The organism is Xanthomonas sp. WHRI 10207 (genome assembly GCF_040202975.1).
Classification (GTDB): Bacteria; Pseudomonadota; Gammaproteobacteria; order Xanthomonadales; family Xanthomonadaceae; genus Xanthomonas.
Map to the genome: position 1 here is coordinate 817,126 of NZ_JBEGDX010000002.1, position 18,652 is coordinate 835,777.

Genomic DNA, 18,652 nt, shown 5'->3' on the forward strand with positions numbered 1-18,652 from the left:
TACGATGCCACCGGCAACACCACCGCCATCGGCGGCACCGCCCGCCAATACACCTACGACACCACCGGCCGCATGACCCAGGCCCGCCGCGCTGGCGCGGTGACCATGAACTACCGCTACAACGGCCGTGGCGAGCAGGTGCGCCGTTTCCTCGGCACCACCAACACCTATACGCTCTACGATGAAGCCGGCCATTGGCTCGGCGACTACGACAGCAACGGCGCGGTCAAGCAGCAGGCAATCTGGCTGGACGACCTACCGGTGGGCCTGCTCGCCAACGCGAACAAACTGCACTACATCGAACCCGATCACCTGGGCAGCCCACGCGTGGTGATCGACCCCACCCGCGACGTGGCGGTATGGACGTGGAGTTTGAAGGGCGAGGCCTTCGGCAACACCGCCCCGAATCAGGATCCGGATGGCGATGGCGCGGCGCTGGTGTTGGATATGCGCTTCCCGGGGCAGCGATTTGATGCGGCGAGTGGGTTGAATCAGAACTACTTCCGGGATTATGACACTACGACTGGGCGGTATTTGCAGAGTGATCCAGCTGGATTATTAGCCGGGATAAGCACTTTCGCATATGTTGGAGGAGCGCCTCTTAACTGGACCGACTCCAAAGGGTTAGCGAAGGATAAATTGATCGAGCGTTGGTCAGCCTGTAACACAAATGATTTGAGAATTTGCGAAGGGCGCTGCTCACCTCGCCCACTAGAAAGTTGCCGACGCAGGTGGATCGTCGGCACTTCGATAGTCGGTGGAACCCCAGTTCAAGGCTGGATTCCTAAAGAATTGAGCTGTAGCTGCCAGGAAAACTTCTGTCAAAGCAACCCTGACGCCTGTGCTGCAGCGAGATTAGTAGGACTGACTTTATTTGTTTGTGGCGCAGCCGCATACACTATTTCTGGCACGCCAGGCCTAAACCCAATCGCCAATTAGGTTCCAAGGAGACGAAATGTACGAGCTAGAAGTCAACAAATTTTATTACACAATCACATTTCTTGATAACGAGCTTCGAATTCCAGTTATCCAAACCTTGAAATATCTAGGGGAAAAATCAAACAGCGAGAAGGAATCAATTCTTCTGTTCAATTCAATTGATGCCATGCAGGGCGAAAAGCCCGTCTTTATAGCCAGAGAGCACGTACATAGCTTGGTGACAGACAGCGAAGGACTGTTGGAAATCCTTAGGTTAAGCATTTCAGGGGAGCTACCTTCGAAGGGATTACCCGACCAATCGAACTTCAACCTTTAAAATTCCAGCAAGCACGGCTAGGAAGCGGTTGACGGACATGGTGCACGAAGAGCGGGCTCAAGGAAACACTATGCCAGTTGCTCGCAGGACCAGCGTGTCCTGGAGACCTCGAAACAGGCAATTACCATTTGCAAATCAGCAGCTTTGCGGAAATATGCGAAGTGTTTAGCGGAAAACCAGAATCGCAGTGGCCTCCACTAACTGGCGTAGACACCCCCATCTGAGGAATAACCATGAACAAAGAATCAGTCCTAACAAATGAATTTTATTTGCATTTTGACGAAAAAGAAGAAAGTATTTTTATTCACACAATTCACAATGGATCCAAAGATGATCCAATACGCATTCGATTGGAAACCCTGAAGGGGATGTCCCCTGAAGATGCCTCAAAGTGGTTTGGCGAAAGAATACTCCTTCTCATCCCAGAAGTAAGAAAAACCATTTTTCTTATTGAAGACGATGGCTGTTAAACATGCAAAATCAGGGCCAGCAAGTGCGCCGCTTCCTTGGCACCACCAACACCTACACGCTCTACGATGAAGCCCGCCACTGGCTGGGCGACTACGACAGCAACGGCGCGCCCAAGCAGCAAGCGATCTGGCTGGACGACCTACCGGTGGGCCTGCTCGCTAACGCCAACAAACTGCACTACATCGAACCCGACCACTTGGGCAGCCCGCGCGTGGTGATCGACCCCACCCGCGATGTGGCGGTATGGACGTGGAGCTTGAAGGGCGAAGCCTTCGGCAACACCGCACCGAATCAGGATCCTGATGGCGATGGAGCATCGCTGTTGTTGGATATGCGCTTCCCGGGGCAGCGGTACGATGCGGCGAGTGGGTTGAATTACAACTACTTCCGTGACTACGACACTTCTGTCGGAAGGTATGTGGAGAGTGATCCGATTGGACTAAACGGCGGCCTTTCTACGTATTCATATGTTGAAGCTAGCCCTTTAAGCAATTTCGACTCCTATGGCTTAGCTAGTACGACTGTAGATGCCTGCATCGCAAGGCATGGCCCCACCGGTTGTGGGGTAGTAATTCCCAGCGGGTCGAAGTTTGCGCCAGGCGCTTTGGGTGGTGGTTTAACTGCTACCATTTGGCGCATGCTTGCTGGCTGCATTGTGCCGGGCGGCAGACCCGAAAATATGACAAACCTCGAAGAGCGCCATTATGATCGCCATTGCAACGGAAAAGACGATCCATGTGCAGAATTGAAAAAAGCCACCAACAAGCGATTACCATGGCCCGCCTAAAAATGAACAACATGCCGTCAGATAATGGAAAGCTTTTCGGCAGCCGCGGCTGGATAACTCATACCGAAGATATGAAAGGAAGAATTGCAGGAATTAATGCAATGATCTCTTTAGGTTAAAAATAGGATGCGACATGAGTGAAGAGCGCGCATTGGCAAATGGCTTAACCATTCCTGGAGCCTCCTATGAAAGTAAAAGTTGATTTCTCAGTAAGTACTAAAAATGGAGAAGCAATCGGCTCCGTAGATGGCGAACTGGAACTGACGACCACCCCCTTGCTCGGCGATACAATTTCGATGATTTCCACTCAAAATGGAATTGCCGCCCCCTTAGGACATGATTTGGGGGGGCAGCTCAAAGTAATTGATAGAATTATTTCACCCAATCAAGACGAATATGGACTCACCATCGTGCTTTCCGATTTGATTGTGAGCACAAAAGATCAGGCTTTAGCCTTCATGGATTACTTTAAGTCTGGCTATGGTTTGCATGCAAATCTTTATACTGAATAAAGCACGATAACCCGTATGCACGCACCTATAATGCGATCGGCAACACCACCTCCATCGGCGGCACCGCGCGCCAATACACCTACGACACCACCGGCCGCATGACCCAGGCCCGCCGCGGCGGCGCGGTGACCATGAACTACCGCTACAACGGCCGTGGCGAGCAGGTGCGCCGCTTCCTGGGCACCACCAACACCTACACGCTCTACGACGAAGCCGGCCATTGGCTCGGCGACTACGACAGCAACGGCGCGCCCAAGCAGCAAGCGATCTGGCTGGACGACCTACCGGTGGGCCTGCTCGCTAACGCCAACAAACTGCACTACATCGAACCCGACCACCTGGGCAGCCCGCGCGTGGTGATCGACCCCACCCGCGATGTGGCGGTGTGGACGTGGAGCTTGAAGGGTGAAGCCTTCGGCAACACCGCGCCGAATCAGGATCCTGATGGCGATGGTGCGGCGCTGGTGCTGGATATGCGGTTTCCGGGGCAGCGGTACGATGCAGCGAGTGGGTTGAATCAGAATTACTCCCGGGACGGCTACGATGCATCTACAGGTCGCTATACACAAAGTGATCCAGTTGGGCTCATGGCTGGAGTCAGCACTTACGGATATGTTAGTGGCTCGCCTATGACGTGGTTCGACATGTATGGACTACTACAGTGGACAACAAATCCAATCGTATGGAATCCGACACTGGCACCAGGGCTCCAGACACGCACATTTCCTGGCGATGGCGTATCAACAGTCGCTGGAAGCAGTCTTGCTAGAACAACCTTGGATTGGTCGATATCGTCGGCATGCACCTGCGCTGCTGGCGGCTTCTCTTTAGATGAATATAAAGTCGATTTCACACCGATCGTTTTTCTCCGACAGCGATATGACAGCCTTGACCAAAAACGCGACTCGCCACGCGCCGAGCTGGACCACATCCGTGACTTCAATGGATGGATAGGCGGCGCAAGAAACTCGGCTCAAGCCCTAGAAGATTCGATGCAAGGACAAAGCTTTTCCTCCAATTCAGAGTGCGAGAATTCAGCGAGACAAGCAATGCAACAACTCCTGCAGTCTGGCGCCAGACAAGCAGCTATCGATTCGCACAATCGATGGGATATCAGTGGACGGCATACACAATTTTTCCGGGACCATGATGAAAAACACCATCTTACTTACACTTTTAATATTTCCACTCGCGCACTCATCTGTCCTGGCGCGTCCCAGTTGCGAAGGCGCCTTGTCTATAGAATACAAAGGCATTCAAAAACTGAAGGCATGGAACAAAGAAAATTCATTTGGCTCATTCGACCTCTCGAACAAATCACACAAAGATATAAAAATACCGCTGGATAGCACTGATTACCCAGCCATTGTTCACGGACGAAGCATTAAAGTGCAAAGCCAACAGAATGCATCCGACACCACTTGGGAGTTGGATAGAGTTGTTCTTGAGGAGTTCCGCCCGCCAGGCAAATGGATAATTATTGCACCTGGCAATGGTGCAAGGATCTTCGTGGATATCGCTGATCCAATTAGCGATAGCGAATGGAGCAACTCTCGCGAGTACCGCGTCGTTCTGAAAGACGTCTTGGGCTGCGAGTATGTTTCGCCACCATTTCACGTCAACTGAGTTGACATCTCGAACAGCCAGTAGCAACCCCTGCCTCAAAGAGCGTAGAAACTCCGCGCATAGCGGTACCCACTCCCGCCAAACCGGTGGGTTTTTTGTGCCTGTTCGCAGGCGCAAGCCGACGCGATGCCTGCGTCGGGAAGGCGGCTAATACAACACTCCTTCGGGAGGAATACGCCCGCCGGCTATGAGCGGTTTCTAACCTCCCGACATCCCGTCGCCGGCTGGCGACGGTGCCTGTTCTTGGAAGAAGGCGTTGTCATGGCAGATGTATCGATAGTGCAGATGGGTGAGCGTCGTCGCTCCATAGTGCTGGCGGAAGTGAGGCGATGAGCAGGGCGCCGTCTTCAACCGCCAAACGGTCCAAACCAAACACCAAGCGCGCCGCTACCGCCAAGCGAGCAGCCACGCCGGTAAAGGACGCGCAGCCCGTGCGGCTGGTGCCCTCGCCCACGTTCGATGTGGACAATCTCGACTTCGACCGTCACACCAGACCTCGCGCGGACGATTTACCGCAGCGCCCACCGCGCAGGGCGCGCACGCCCACGCGCTGCACGGTGGGTTATGCGTTCTACGAAGCCGAACCCGGCCGGCCGCATAGCCAGCGGATTCCCAGCGTGCGCTTGCGCGGGCTTTGGCTGGAGCAATTGGGGTTTGGGGTTGGCTGCAAGCTGCAGATCACTGCGCGCGAAGGCGAGTTGGTGGTGACGGTAGTAGAGCGCTGAGCTGGGTTTTGGCTGCGGTTATTGGCTGGAGGCCCTGCTGTGGGAGGGCGCTATGGGTAAGGCCGTCGCGCCCGGGTGCGCTCCTACGAAAGTGCGTGGTTAGCGATGGAACGCCAGCGTTGCGATGACGCCGCGCTCCTGGCCTGGGCGTACGCTCACGCGCCAGCCGTACAGGTCGCATAGCCGGCTGACGATCGACAGGCCGATGCCGCCGCCTTGCGAGTGGCCGGCGTGGGTGCCGCGGTAGCCGCGTTGGAAGAGCTTGGCCGCGTCTTCTTCGCTCAAACCAGGGCCGGAGTCGATGACTTCCACGCAGTCGCCGCGCACGCGCACGCGCACCTGGCCGTCCTGGGTGTACTTGACGGCATTGCCGATGAGGTTGCCTAGCGCCACCGACAGTGCGGATTCCGGTGCGTCGATGACCAGGTCGCGCTCGCCTTCCAGCAATAGCTCCAGCGGTTTGCCGCCGAGCTGGGCGCGATGCGAATCAATCAGTTGTTCGGCGACCTTGGCTACATTGCTGCTGCCCTGCCCGCGTTCGTTGCGCGAGAGCAGCAGCAGCGAGCCGATCAGATCGCTGCACTGCAGTTCGGCGCGCTGGATGCGCTGCAGCCGCTGCAGCACCTTCTCATCCAGATTGGGCTTGGTCAGCAGTAGTTCGGTGGCACCGCGGATCACTGCCAGCGGGGTGCGTAGCTCATGGCTGACGTCGGCGTTGAATTCGCGGTCGCGCTGCACGACTTCGGTCAGGCGCGCCGAGTAGTCGTCCAATGCTTCGGCGAGCTGGCCGACCTCATCGTCCGGAAAGTGCGCTGCCAACGGCTTGGGCTCGCTGGTGCCGCCACGGTAGGCGCGCAGGCGGGCCGCCAGATCCGATACCGGGCGCATGACCTTGGACGCCGACCACCAGCCGATCACCAACGAAAACCCGCTGAAGACGAGCACCGACAACATCAAGGTGCGCTTGAGTTGAATCTCGCCGCGCAGCGTCTGCGTCATGTCGTAAGCGAGGAAGAACCACTCGCTGGGCGTCTTGCGCACCGCCAGTTTGTACGAGTACGCATTGCCACTTTCGTCCACGCCGGAGATGGTGTGGATGCCATCCGGAAACTGGTACCACTCCGGCTGCTCAAGACGCAGCGCTTCGAACTTGTCGCTTTTGACCACACGGCCGCGCATCTGCTGCACGGGCAGATCGGGATTGCGCAACGGGTCGGAATAGAACCGCTGCGCAAAAGCGTCGATGTTGCGATTCATCACGTCTTCGACCAACTGGTTTTCCACGCGCGCGCGTGCCCAGTTGGTGGCGAAGGCGAACAGTGTTGTCAGGCAAAAGCCCAACAGCACGAACGACAGAATGATGCGGCTGCGCAGGCGCCGCCGATAGCGGCCACGCCTACGGGCAGGCCGCGCGCTGCTGTTGCTTTCAGGCATCAGGCGAAGCGATGCGATAACCGATGCCGTGACGGGTCTGGATCATCGGCACGTCGAACGGCTTGTCGACCACTGCACGCAGGCCATGGATATGCACGCGCAGCGAGTCGGAATCGGGCAGTTCTTCGCCCCAGACACGGGTTTCCAGCTCTTGCCGCGTCACCACCGCCGGGGAGGCTTCCATCAGCGCCTGCAGGATCTTCAGCGCGGTCGGGTTGAGCTGCAGCAGCTTGCCGCGGCGACGCACTTCCAGCGTGTCCAGGTTGTATTCCAGATCGCCGGTTTCCAGTACGCGGGTGTGCACACCCTTGCCGCGACGCGACAGCGCGTTGAGGCGCACTTCCACTTCCTGCAGCGCGAACGGCTTGATCAGGTAGTCGTCGGCACCGGAGTCGAAGCCGGCCAGCTTGTTGTCCAGCGAGTCGCGGGCGGTCAGCATCAGCACCGGCGTCTGCTTGCGCGCTTCGTTGCGCAGCTTGCGACACACCTCGATGCCGTCCATGCCGGGCAGGTTGAGGTCGAGCACGATGGCGTCGAACTCGTGCACCACCGCCAAATGCAGCCCGGTCACACCGTCGGCTGCGAAGTCCACGGTGTGACCCCGGTCTTCAAGATAGTCGCCCAGATTGGCGGCGATATCGCTGTTGTCTTCAATTACTAGAATTCGCACTGGAACCTCGTTGGTAAGCTATTTTTAGCGCTGGCGCCGAGAAATTTGGTCTTGACTCACAGTCGTCTGACGGCGGCGCTCGGCGGCTGTCATGCACTGCTTCGTACTCATCTGCGAACCAGTTGCGCGCTCGCGCCGAAAGATCAGCCGGCTATCTTCGCCCGCCCGGGTCAAAATTCTGGTGACAAGCTCTTGATCGTTACGCACGGCCGCCTGTTGGTCTGGCTGCAATGCTCGGACGTCAGGCTGCGCGTCGAGCGCCCTGTCCATCCGATCAAGTGCCGCAAACACCTTAGCGCGCTCTTCCTGACTGATCTCGGAGTACTTGTCGCCCTTTTCGAGATCAGAGCGCACTTGCGTGGCCTGTGGCTTGAAAGGCTTTTCGGCATCGATCACTGCTGCCGATGCAGAACTGCAAGCACAGATGGCGAGAAGCAACACTAGAACGCCTAATTGCCTTGCCATGCGGACGCTTCCTTATGTCTGACCCGATTTAACATTTAACAAATGTAGACGTGAACCTCAAAAGCGGCAAGCCATCCATAAAAAGGCCCAAGTGCGACACCGCACTTGGGCCAAAAGTTCATCCCGATCACCGTCACTGCCGAGAGCGGAGCTACGGTCGACAGAGGCTAGCGAGCAAAGGATTAGAGTTTCGTTAATTTTTCGCTAAAAACAGTTGATCTCCGATCAACGGGCTGATTCCTCGAGATGCTGGATGATGCTGGCGGCCACATCCACGCCGCAAACGCCTTCCACGCCCTCGAGTCCAGGGGTCGAATTGACCTCCAGGACCAGCGGCCCGCGCTTGGAGCGGATGAGGTCGACGCCCGCCACCGCCAGGCCCAGCGCGCGCGCCGAACGGACCGCCACCTGCTGCTCCTGCTCGGTGGCCTGGGCCACCGCAGCGGTGCCGCCAAGATGCAGGTTGGAACGGAAATCGCCTTCGGCTGCCTGGCGCCGCATCGCTGCGACGACGCGGTCGCCGACCACGAAGCAGCGCAGGTCTGCGCCTTCGGCTTCGCCAATGAATTCCTGCACGATGAAATTGGCATACAGTCCGCGCAGTGCCTCGACCACACCGCGCGACGCGCTGGCCTTCTCGGTCAGGATCACCCCGGCGCCTTGCGCCCCCTCGTTCAACTTCACCACATGCGGTGGCGGGCCGAGCATGGAGAGCAGGTCCTGCGTGTCGTCGGGGTTATCGCCGAACACGGTGACCGGCATGTCGATGCCCTGCGCCGCCAGCAGTTGATGCGCACGTAGTTTGTCGCGCGAACGCAGGATGGCGTCCGAGGGATTGGGCGTATAGGTGCCCATGAACTCGAGCTGGCGCAGCACGGCGGTGGCATAGCGGGTGACCGAGGCGCCGATGCGTGGAATCACCGCATCGAAGCCGGTGATCGGCTTGCCCTTGTAGTGCAGGCTGAAGCCATCGGCGGCGATGCGCATATAGCACCGCAGCGGATCGAGGATACGTACGGTGTGGCCACGCTTGCGTCCAGCTTCGATAAGCCGCCGGGTCGAATACAGCTTGCTGTTGCGCGAAAGAATCGCGATTTTCATCGCAGCAGGGACACGGCGCGGCTTGGACATGGTCGGAGTCTGATGACGAAGTGAGCCAAGTCCGTGCGTCTGCCGGCCGACCGCGCGTGCGAGCACATTGTGCCCTGCTCGCAACGGTTGAACTGGTGTGCGACGGCCCCGAGGATGGAGACGCGATAGCGCCTCGGCATGTGTTGCAACCACGCATGGGCGCGCAGCTCCAACCGGATCGATGCTAGCAGGGCGCACGCGCAGCGCTCAAGCTGCGGGAAGCCGCGTTGGATCCACCACTGCACATTGTCGTGCTGACGCGGCATCGCAGTACTCGTCCATGATCGATAGGGGCCACGGTCGCCACAAGCGAACGCCGCCGCTGCGCCAGATCACAGCGCGCTGCATGGTGCGAAGCCTCGGCGGCGCGCCATCACGCCATACCCGTGTCGCCGTAACGCGTTTTGCACAGCAACAACCGCAATGCTTGAGTCCCCTCAATGCCGGCATGCCGGCGCACCCGAGACTCTCCATGCGACGTCCAGCAAGCGCGGCCTATGCCAACCCCTCCCGCATCCGCCAGGGACGCCCGTTTCCCCGCGGCGCCGTCTTCGATGGCAAAGGCATCAATTTCGCGCTGTTTTCCGCGCATGCCACACGGGTGGAACTGTGCCTGTTCGACGAACAGGGCAACGAAACCCGCGTCGACCTCCCCGAATACACCAACGAAATCTGGCACGGCTATTTGCCCGATGCCAAGCCGGGCCAGCGCTATGGTTACCGTGTGCACGGCCCCTACGCGCCGACCGAAGGTCACCGCTTCAATCACAACAAGCTGCTGCTGGACCCGTATGCCCGCGAGCTCGAAGGCGATTTGATCTGGGCCGACGAACTGTATGGCTACACCGTCGGCCATCCGGATGGCGACCTGAGCTTCGACGAGCGCGACAGTGCGCCGTTCATGCCCAAGTGTGTGGTGGTCGAAGACACCTACGACTGGGGCGACGATGCGCGCCTGCTCAAGCCGTGGAACGAGACAGTCATCTACGAAACCCATGTGCGCGGCTACACCATGCGCAACCCGCAGGTGCCCGAAGCGGTGCGCGGCACCTTCGCAGCTCTCGCCCAGCCGCAGGTACTGCAGTACATCAAGGACCTGGGCATCACTGCCGTCGAACTATTGCCGGTGCATGCGTATCTGGATGATCAGCATCTGCTGGACAAGGGCCTGCGCAATTACTGGGGCTACAACACCATCGGCTTTTTTGCATTGAAGTCGCGTTACCTCTCCAGCGGCCACCGCGATGAGTTCCGCGACATGGTCAAGGCCATGCACAAGCAGGGTCTGGAAGTGATTCTGGACGTGGTCTACAACCATACCGCCGAAGGCAGCGAGCTGGGCCCGACTCTGTCGTTCAAGGGCATCGACAACACCAGTTATTACCGGCTTGCCGAAGACAAGCGCTATTACATCAACGACACCGGCACCGGTAATACGCTGAACCTGAGCAATTCGCGGGTGATCCAGTTCGTCAACGATTCGCTGCGCTACTGGGCCGGCGAAATGCACGTGGACGGTTTCCGCTTCGACCTGGCGACGATTCTTGGCCGCGAGCCGAGCGGTTTCGACCAGCGTGGCGGCTTCCTGGATGCGTGCAATCAGGATCCGCTGCTATCGGAAGTCAAACTCATCGCCGAGCCGTGGGACTGCGGCCCGGGCGGCTATCAGGTGGGGCATTTCCCGCCGGGCTGGTCGGAATGGAACGACAAGTTCCGCGACAACGCGCGCGAGTTCTGGAAGGGCGAGGATGGCAAGCTTGCAGAGTTCGCAACCCGGTTCACCGGCTCGGCCGATCTGTTCGATCGCCGCGGCCGCCGTCCGTGGGCTTCGGTCAACTTCATCACCGCGCATGACGGTTTCACCCTGCGCGATCTGGTGAGCTACAACGAAAAGCACAACATCGACAACGGCGAAGACAACCGCGACGGATCGTCCAACGATGGCTCCTGCAACTACGGCGAAGAAGGCGAGACCGACAACGCCGACATCCTGCAACTTCGCGAGCGGCAAATGAAGAATCTGCTTGCGACGCTGCTGCTGTCGCAAGGCACGCCGATGATGCTCAGCGGCGACGAACGTGCGCAATCCCAGGGCGGCAACAACAACACCTATTGTCAGGACAACGAGATCACCTGGCTGGATTGGGAAAACGACCCGACCGATGGCCGGCTCACCGATTTCGTCAAGGCATTGACCGCGCTGCGCAAGCGCTACCCGATTCTGTCGCGTGGCCGCTTCCTCAATGGGCAATACAACGAAGAGGCTGGCCTGCGCGATCTCACCTGGCTAAATCCAGGCGGCACCGAAATGGAAGACGCGCATTGGACCGATGCGGGTGCGCGCTCGGTTGGCCTGCTGCTCGAAGGCAAGGCGCAGACCTCCGGCGTCAAGGAGCTGGCCAACGACGACACCTTGCTGATCGTCATCAACGCCTACCACGAGGGTGTGACCTTCACCCTGCCGGCCGCTGATGAACCGGTGCATTGGAAGCTGGTGCTGTCGACCGATGAAGCGCTGGAGGTAGACATGATGCCGGCTGGCGCCAGCGAATTCCTTGCCCCGCCGCGCAGCGTGTCGGTCTTCGAGTGCAAGAGCGATCAGTAACGATTGAGCAGTAATCAGGCTCGCTTTCCGCCGGCATGGTGGGTGGCGAGCTTTTTGGTGTGCTGCGGTGTTTCGTTCGCGAGGCAAGAGGAGGTGGGACGTGTCGGCGAGCAGCCGTGTCATGCCAGCCGTGATCGCGCTGGCACCAACTCGCGGGCGCGCTTGCAATCTTGCTGCGCGACATACGTCGACTCGGCGATGCCTTGTCTTGTCTGAATCCGGGTATTTCCGCAGAAGCCTGCAGATCTCCGGCGATCAGCACAACGATCTACAGCGCATGACCCATGCGGTGATTGGCGCTTAGCGATTGATACATCGAACGCGCCGTCTCACTCCCGGCCAACATCCGCTGACATTCTGATTGCGTCACCCGCTCGCGCCCACAGCGATGCTTGTCGCAAGCCGGTCAGCGCACACATTCACTGCAACGGCTCAAACGAAAGGCCGAATCGGCAGCCACCCCCAGCGCAACACTGCACGCATCGAGTAGGTAAGCACGCAGCTAACCGACGCGGCTCGCATTGAGAACGCCACAACAACGCCAAATCCGCGAAAAACTCACCCCGGATAGAGCGGGAAACGCTTGTCCGGATGCTTGGACTTCCATTCCTTGTAGGAACTGGTGCCTTCCCAGGCCTTGAAGACACGCGGTGTGCGGCCACGGCCGGACCAGGTCTCACCAGAATGCGGAATCCAGTATTTGGCCACCACCTCGCCAGTGGACGACAGCGGTCCCTTGGACTTGCCGGTCATGGCGAGCGAGGCGATCTGGGATTTCTGCTTTGCGTTGAATCGGCCGCCGAACTGGGTCAGGACCTCGACGACCTGGTCGAAGGCTTCCAGGGTCTGGGCATATTTGAGCTGCGCCTCTTCCTGCTCAAGCTTGCGCAGCTCTTCCAGCAATTGGGCTTTGGCGGCGGCAGAGGGTGAAGCGGGCGGAACCTGGCGCATTGACGAAACTAAGGTTGGACGGGTCAGCGAGTATTGCCCCTACGCCGTCTAGCGTAAAGCGCCCAGCCCACACCGGGTCTGCTGGCGCTCAGCGATGACGCAGCAAGGCGTGCTCCCGGGCCATGGTCAGCACCGGCCCAATGCGGCCTGCCCGGATCAGCTCGCTGCAGTGTTTGCCGACAAATTCCACCCTGGGGGCGGTGAACCACTGCACCACCCGGTCTAGCTGCCCGGCGTTGATCGACCACGCGTGACAGACCGCCTCGCCCAGCTCCTCGACCCCAACCAGTCCGATCTGGCGGACCTGGTCGGCATCGAGCTTGAACATCTCAATCACCTTGCTGGCATCGTCCGGCGTACCACACACATGCGTCTGATCCGCCCCCCCGGTGCGATAGGCAATCGAGGCGACACGCGCAGATTCGGCGCGACGCATGCCTTTGATCAAAGCACCAACCAGCTGGGAGTGAGTAGTCTTCATGGTGTCCGCTCAATGATGCAGTCACTATGGTCGTCATGGGACGCGTTCTCAATCAGGAGGTTCCTGACCCTGCGGAAGAAAAAGACGAAGCTGTGGCGCACTTTTTCTATCGATTGCGAGTCTGCAATCGATGTCATTGACACCACATATCGAAGCGATAGGGAAGAACTGCCTGGGATCACCCGCAGCGCGGCACGCCTACGACACGGGTTGAAAAGGTCCCATCAGGGTGCGCCGAACCGATCGCCACCCATCTTGAAATCAGGCTGGATCCGCCATCGTGCTGGCAGAGACTGCGCCTGCACATGCAATAGGTCACACCCATCTTTGAATCAAAGATGCGACGAATCGGCCCGACGAAAGCCGCCACATCACACCTCATCGTTGCAATGAATCACCGCACCAAGCAACCTCTGAACAACTCTTCAATGCGCGTTCGACCAACAACCTAGGCCACCGTGACTAAGCGGAAGTGGTTGATTTTCAGCAGGGCAAGCGCCTGGATCCAGCGAAGTTTCATTTCACTCGCAACGCCGTAAGTTGTTCACACCTTCTCTAACGACTGCTCCACATCTTTCAGCATGCGCGCATAAGAGGCCCGCTCTGCCGCACTGAGAAAGCCTTGCTCGCGTATAAGCTTAGGAACGTCCGCAGCAATCTTCGACAGGTACGCCGTCATTTTTTTCGCGCGTACGGGCGTCATCGACTTGCTCTTGCGCGCATCCGCAATCGCGCTGCGCAAGGTCTCCACCCGCTCGGCAAAATACAGTTGCTGCGCCTGATTGACCCGCCAATGGTCATCGGCCGGCCCGGCTTCGAGGCCGCTGCCACGCACCGATTCAATGAAGGCCTGATCGGCGGTCAAGGACCCGGTCAATACAGCGGCACGCTTGCCTTGCAACAGTGACGGATCCACTTCCACCGCGCATCCGGTGACGTGGGCCAACTCCTGCAAACGCTCGTCGAGCCGCTGCGCAGGCAGCGAGACAGCAAACGGCCCGGGCTGGCAGGCCCCAAATACCGGCGCCGCACAAATGATGGCACCAAGTGCAACGATGATCGAAGGCAAACGATTGCGTGCGACAGACATGACAGCATCCGGAATACACGGACATCCGTGCGCTACGAACGCTAGACCGCCGATCCCGAACGGCACTGAAATCGGCGTCGGGCGGCGCCCTTATCGCCAACGCGTCCGCGTCAAGACATCGGAATAGCGCCAAGCACCTATCTGGCGATCTCCATCAGCACATCCTGAAATGCAACGACGCCGTCGGCCTGCGCTGTCGCAACTAAACCGAACCACATGCATGCCGCGGCCCGTGCGCGATGACGTTGCGAGGCCCCGATACACACAACGCGCAGCGCAACCAACAGCGCAGCGCGACCATCTCAGCTGAGTGTGTTCAGTGGGGACGGAACTCCACCCTGCCCCATCGGTTCATGGTTTGGCCGGCAACAGGGCCTTGTCGATCTTTGCCGCTACTCCCACGCTGCGGCCGGCCAGGTTGGGGATGCTGTAGTGCATCGCTGTGCCCAGCACCTGCGCGCTCTGCGAGAGCGTCAGCCCTTAATCCTGCTGGAGCCACTGGACCATGCCGGTACTAGCGGACTTCAGCGCCTCGTCGAGCGATCCTGCCTGACCCAGCACCATGATCTGGGTTGGCGACTCGACCCGTGGCATCGACACGCTGCGTCCCTTGATAAGGTCAACCGTGACAGTCACGTCCATCGACGTTTCTAGCGCATGTTGCGTCGTCTCGCCGTCCCCCTGAAGCGCATGGGCGTCGCCGAAATAAAGCAGCGCGCCGGGTTGCTGCACGGGCAGGTAGACGGTGTTGCCTTCCACCACTTCGTTGAAGTCCATATTCCCTCCGAAGCGTCCGGTGTCTCCGGTCGAGATTGCCGGCATCCCGAAGCCCGGCGCGACCGCCATGCCGCCGAGCATCGGCTTCACCGGCACCAAGTAGCCGGCGAGCGGGCCGGTCGCGTTTTCAGGACGTGCACGCCCCGTCTCGCGATCGAGCCGCCACTTGATCGGCTTACCGAGGGCAGCGGCTTCCGGCACCAACGCTGCACCGAGCGCACGCCCAACGATCGAGTCGAGGCTGTCGGCCCAGTCGCGGTTGAGCTTCAGCCGGCGGATATGCACCGCCAGCGTATCGCCGGGCTGTGCGCCTGCGACGAAGAACGGGCCGGTCTGCGGATTGCCGAACAGCGCCCTGGTTTTGCCCTGCGCGTCGACTCCGCCGGAATCAACCGTCGTCGTGTGGATCGTATCTCCCGGCCAGACGATCAGCGCCGGTTTGCGATCAGCATTCCACGTGTTGGAATAGTCGGTCGGGCTGAACTCCACCGTGCGCGGTCCGCCATCGCGATCGGGCACACGCCAGCCCGTCACCGCATGGGTGGCGCGCGCGGCGGGATCGTTCGTGTCCGGCCCTTCTGTCGTGCCGGTCAGTTCCTTGCCCTTGAGGCGCAGGACGTAGCGCGACGTGCGCTGCTGACGATCGGTCGCAGTCAGCGTCAATCGATCGCCGCTAGCGCCACCGTCGATCGTGTCACCGTCCAGGTCGCCGCTGATCCGGTTTCCCGTTCGATCGATCGACAGGGTCGAAAACACGGGATTTCCCCACAGATCGGTGCGGACGATCCACGTCTCTGCGTGCGTCGTGCCCGCTATCGCAGCGGTCGATGCGGCGAGGAACACAGCGGTAAGACGGGAGATCGGCATGAGATGTTTTCAGTGGACGAGACATCGCGATACTAGCGGACACCGTGCCTGGTAACTCGATAACAACGTGTCCCTGAACTTGGGCACCCTGCAAAGCGACCAAACCCTTGAGGTCAACGCGCAGCTTGCAACATTGAACACGCCTGGCGGACGATGAGTTCAAGCACTCCACGCATGCGATGCCCCTACTGATTCCGAGCGGCGCGCTAACTGGAGTTCTATTGCCCTACCCCGCAGATGACGATCCAGGGCAGGCGTCTGCGCCTCCAAGCCACGTGAGCAGGAACATCGCCATGAAACATAGTCGCCCCCTCCGCGCTTTGACGCTTGCACCACTGCTTGTCCTCTCACTTGCTGGGTGCATGGCGTCGGGCGCCGGTACTAATCACCCCATTGAAGGGCCTGTGCGGCTGGGAGAGATTGCCGCCGTCGATGGTCCCAGGGTGCGCCCCGACCGCGTCATTGAGGACAGCCGTTGCCCTGCCAACGTTCAATGCATCCACGCTGGACGGATGATTGTCAGGGCGACCGTGTTTGGCGGCGGCTGGTCCACGCAAGTCGACCTTACGTTGGGTATTCCGGTCCCTATGGCCGATGGCATGCTGACGCTGGTGGACGCAACACCTGTGCCCATCAGTGGGAAGGCCGTCCCAGCATCCGCTGCTCGTTTCACATTCAAATTTCAGGGCGGCCGTTAGACAAGCGTACTCAACTGTCAACGCCTTGTACGTTTTCGCTTTTAGCTTGATTCGTCAGTGCTGATGAGCCCGTGCCAAGCCAAGATCACGTCGAGACATCGTCCGGCGAACCCAGCATCTTTCGACATGCGTGCTCCCGATTCAATGCGCTGCTTCATGCCCGCGAACGCGCGCGAGAAATGGGCCCCATCAGGACTCGACGCCCGCAATGTTGGTATCGCCCTGCCTTGTCGCCCACCAGAACAGCAGTGCAAAAAGACTGACTGCCGCGCCTAGTACGCACACACCCTGCCAACCTGCTCGGGCATAGGTGACCGTCGCGCCGATTGCACCCAGTCCGCTGCCGACGGCATAGAACAGCATGTAGAGGCCAACCAACCGACTGTGCGCCTCTGGCCTGGTGCGGAAGATCAAGCTTTGGTTCGTGACATGTAGCGCTTGCCCGCCCATGTCGAGCAGCACGATGCCAATGACCAGCGCCCACAATGACCACTCCATCAGCGACAGCGGCCACCAAGCCAGCAGCAGCACTGTGAGCGCTACTGCACTGGTGCGCTGCGCATGGCCCTGGTCCGCCCATTGTCCAGCGCGCGCAGCGACCAAGGCACCTGCCACACCAACCAGACCGAATGCACCGATGACCGTATGAGAGAAACGGTAAGGCGGCATGCTCAACGGCAGCACCAGCGCGCTCCAGAAGATGTTGAATGCGGCGAACATCAACAGCGCCAGCATGCCGCGCACTTGCAAGATCTTTTCCCGACGCAGCAGCGTCAGCATCGAAGCGATCAAACGCGGGTACGTCATCGTCTGGGACGTCGACGGCAAATCTGGCAGCGACCGCCACAACGGAAATGCAATCGCAACCATCAGCAAAGCAGCGCAGAAATACACCCCGCGCCAGCCGGCCAAATCGCTTACACCACCGGCAAACACCCGCGCCAACAACAGGCCAATGAACACACCGCCTTGCGCTGCGCCGACCACGCGGCCCCGCTCATGGGGCGCGGCGGCAGTGGCCGCATAGGCAATCAGTCCCTGCGTCATCGCTGTGCCCAATAAACCTACGACGAGCATGCCTACCAGCAGTGCAGGCGCAGATCGCGCCATGCTCACAACGGCAAGTGCGATCACCAGCGCCAGGAGCTGCATCGACATCAGGCGACGACGATTCACCAAGTCGCCTAGCGGCACCAGCAGCAACAATGCCAGCGCACAACCGATTTGAGTGGCTGTAATGACCCCGCCAATCGCCGCATAGCTGATGCCAAAATCTCTGGCCAGCGCGTCAAGCAGCGGCTGAGCGTAATAGACATTTGCCACGCTCAGTCCGCTTGCGACAGCAAACAGCCAAACCAAGTGGCGGGACATGTTCGCAGACGGAACCGTTGAACAGCCAAGTGACGGTGGCGGTGATGCAGAAGAAATCCCCTTGGTTTCAGCCACATTCAATCCAGTTGCAAATCAAGACTACTTGAATGCTAGAAAATCCGGTTTTAAAGTGCAACTTGATTGATCCACTGTTGACCGGCCGCGGAGACGCTATGCCCCCCCGAAAACGCTTTGGTGACGAGCACTGCCCGGTCGCGCGTTCGGTTGATCTCATCGGAGATCGATGGGCGCTACTGATCGTGCGCGATGCCTTCGATGGCGTTTGCCGCTTCGGCGATTTCCAGCGCAACTTGGGTGCGGCCCGCAATATCCTGTCTGATCGGCTGCGCAAGCTGGTCGATGCGGGCATCCTTGAAATGCAAGATGCATCTGACGGCACGGCTTATCAGGAATACGTGCTAACAGCACAGGGAGAAAACCTGTTCCCCGTCGTGGTGGCACTGCGACAGTGGGGCGAAGACCACCTGTTTGAGCAAGGCGAACGTCATTCGGTGCTGATCGACAAGCGCACGGGCAAGAAGGTTCCACGCATGACGCTCCAGGCAAAAGACGGCTCTACGCTGCTGCCTGTTTCTACCCAGGTTCGTAAGATAATCTGAGGAAGAATTTTGATTGCCAAAACTTTCTTCGATGATGATGAAGTATTCGCCCCATGTATCCGACGTTAAAAAGTCCGGATTTCTCAGGACTTTTAAATGCCACGTTCAAGCGCCAA

17 protein-coding genes and 3 pseudogenes are annotated in these 18,652 nt (G+C 59.1%); 11 read left to right on the plus strand and 9 right to left on the minus strand.

The genetic code is table 11. The features are described 5' to 3' along the window. From ABQU90_RS09105 to ABQU90_RS09135, 7 genes and pseudogenes are all read left to right on the plus strand, one after another. A pseudogene (locus ABQU90_RS09105) lies at positions 1-627 on the plus strand (RHS repeat-associated core domain-containing protein); the annotation flags it as partial. A 328-nt stretch (positions 628-955) separates the two neighbouring features. Further along, positions 956-1,255, plus strand: a complete 300-nt coding sequence (locus ABQU90_RS09110; protein WP_115554434.1) for a hypothetical protein — start codon at positions 956-958, stop codon at positions 1,253-1,255. A gap of 233 nt (positions 1,256-1,488) precedes the next feature. Next, on the plus strand, positions 1,489-1,725 hold the full coding sequence (locus tag ABQU90_RS09115) for a hypothetical protein (protein ID WP_153066777.1): 237 nt from the start codon (positions 1,489-1,491) through the stop codon (positions 1,723-1,725). A gap of 11 nt (positions 1,726-1,736) precedes the next feature. Continuing rightward, positions 1,737-2,238 (plus strand): annotated as a pseudogene (locus tag ABQU90_RS09120) (RHS repeat-associated core domain-containing protein); the annotation flags it as partial. A 460-nt stretch (positions 2,239-2,698) separates the two neighbouring features. Continuing rightward, a complete protein-coding gene (locus ABQU90_RS09125; RefSeq protein WP_323522337.1) occupies positions 2,699-3,025 on the plus strand; it encodes a hypothetical protein in 327 nt (108 codons plus the stop codon). A 17-nt stretch (positions 3,026-3,042) separates the two neighbouring features. Next, positions 3,043-3,681 (plus strand): annotated as a pseudogene (locus ABQU90_RS09130) (RHS repeat-associated core domain-containing protein); the annotation flags it as partial. A 1,299-nt stretch (positions 3,682-4,980) separates the two neighbouring features. Further along, complete coding sequence (locus ABQU90_RS09135; RefSeq protein ID WP_115554435.1) at positions 4,981-5,376, plus strand: SymE family type I addiction module toxin; 396 nt, start codon at positions 4,981-4,983, stop codon at positions 5,374-5,376. Between the two features lie 99 nt (positions 5,377-5,475). Here ABQU90_RS09135 and ABQU90_RS09140 read toward each other — a convergent pair whose 3' ends face one another. The 4 genes from ABQU90_RS09140 to rimK form a co-directional block, all read right to left on the minus strand. Beyond that, positions 5,476-6,810, minus strand: a complete 1,335-nt coding sequence (locus ABQU90_RS09140; protein ID WP_323516394.1) for a sensor histidine kinase — start codon at positions 6,808-6,810, stop codon at positions 5,476-5,478. Then, the gene (locus tag ABQU90_RS09145; RefSeq protein WP_003490678.1) at positions 6,803-7,480 is read right to left on the minus strand and encodes a response regulator transcription factor; all 678 of its coding nucleotides are present in this window, start codon (positions 7,478-7,480) and stop codon (positions 6,803-6,805) included. The genes ABQU90_RS09140 and ABQU90_RS09145 overlap by 8 nt, the downstream gene beginning before the upstream one ends. Positions 7,481-7,504: 24 nt before the next feature. Further along, on the minus strand, positions 7,505-7,945 hold the full coding sequence (locus ABQU90_RS09150) for a hypothetical protein (protein ID WP_323522336.1): 441 nt from the start codon (positions 7,943-7,945) through the stop codon (positions 7,505-7,507). Positions 7,946-8,170: 225 nt separating this feature from the next. After that, positions 8,171-9,046, minus strand: coding sequence for a 30S ribosomal protein S6--L-glutamate ligase (rimK, locus tag ABQU90_RS09155; protein WP_055848862.1), 876 nt, complete (start codon positions 9,044-9,046; stop codon positions 8,171-8,173). Between the two features lie 502 nt (positions 9,047-9,548). Between rimK and glgX the strand changes: the two genes are divergently transcribed. Then, a complete protein-coding gene (gene glgX / locus ABQU90_RS09160; protein ID WP_323522335.1) occupies positions 9,549-11,681 on the plus strand; it encodes a glycogen debranching protein GlgX in 2,133 nt (710 codons plus the stop codon). Positions 11,682-12,239: 558 nt separating this feature from the next. Here the strand turns inward: glgX and ABQU90_RS09165 are convergent. The 4 genes from ABQU90_RS09165 to ABQU90_RS09180 form a co-directional block, all read right to left on the minus strand. Then, positions 12,240-12,632 (minus strand): H-NS histone family protein, encoded by a 393-nt coding sequence (locus ABQU90_RS09165; RefSeq protein ID WP_055848856.1) that lies wholly within the window; start codon positions 12,630-12,632, stop codon positions 12,240-12,242. Positions 12,633-12,720: 88 nt separating this feature from the next. Beyond that, positions 12,721-13,113 carry a hypothetical protein gene (locus tag ABQU90_RS09170; protein WP_055848853.1) on the minus strand — a complete coding sequence of 131 codons (393 nt, stop codon included), beginning with the start codon at positions 13,111-13,113 and terminating at the stop codon, positions 12,721-12,723. Between the two features lie 544 nt (positions 13,114-13,657). Then, positions 13,658-14,203: a hypothetical protein gene (locus tag ABQU90_RS09175; protein ID WP_323522334.1), complete on the minus strand. Its 546-nt coding sequence runs from the start codon at positions 14,201-14,203 to the stop codon at positions 13,658-13,660. A gap of 480 nt (positions 14,204-14,683) precedes the next feature. Continuing rightward, entirely contained in the window at positions 14,684-15,847 is a 1,164-nt protein-coding gene (locus ABQU90_RS09180; RefSeq protein WP_323522333.1) for an acetamidase/formamidase family protein, read from the minus strand. 293 nt (positions 15,848-16,140) lie between these two features. Between ABQU90_RS09180 and ABQU90_RS09185 the strand changes: the two genes are divergently transcribed. Continuing rightward, complete coding sequence (locus ABQU90_RS09185) at positions 16,141-16,545, plus strand: hypothetical protein (RefSeq protein ID WP_323522332.1); 405 nt, start codon at positions 16,141-16,143, stop codon at positions 16,543-16,545. Positions 16,546-16,734: 189 nt separating this feature from the next. Here the strand turns inward: ABQU90_RS09185 and ABQU90_RS09195 are convergent, their stop codons facing one another. Continuing rightward, on the minus strand, positions 16,735-17,916 hold the full coding sequence (locus ABQU90_RS09195; protein ID WP_323522330.1) for an MFS transporter: 1,182 nt from the start codon (positions 17,914-17,916) through the stop codon (positions 16,735-16,737). On the opposite strand from ABQU90_RS09195, the gene ABQU90_RS09200 reads away from it, so the two are divergent. Further along, positions 17,915-18,061, plus strand: coding sequence for a hypothetical protein (locus ABQU90_RS09200; RefSeq protein ID WP_323522329.1), 147 nt, complete (start codon positions 17,915-17,917; stop codon positions 18,059-18,061). The two genes, ABQU90_RS09195 and ABQU90_RS09200, sit on opposite strands and share 2 nt — an antisense overlap. 28 nt (positions 18,062-18,089) lie before the next feature. Beyond that, the gene (locus tag ABQU90_RS09205; RefSeq protein ID WP_323522328.1) at positions 18,090-18,536 is read left to right on the plus strand and encodes a winged helix-turn-helix transcriptional regulator; all 447 of its coding nucleotides are present in this window, start codon (positions 18,090-18,092) and stop codon (positions 18,534-18,536) included. Positions 18,537-18,652: the final 116 nt, after the last annotated feature.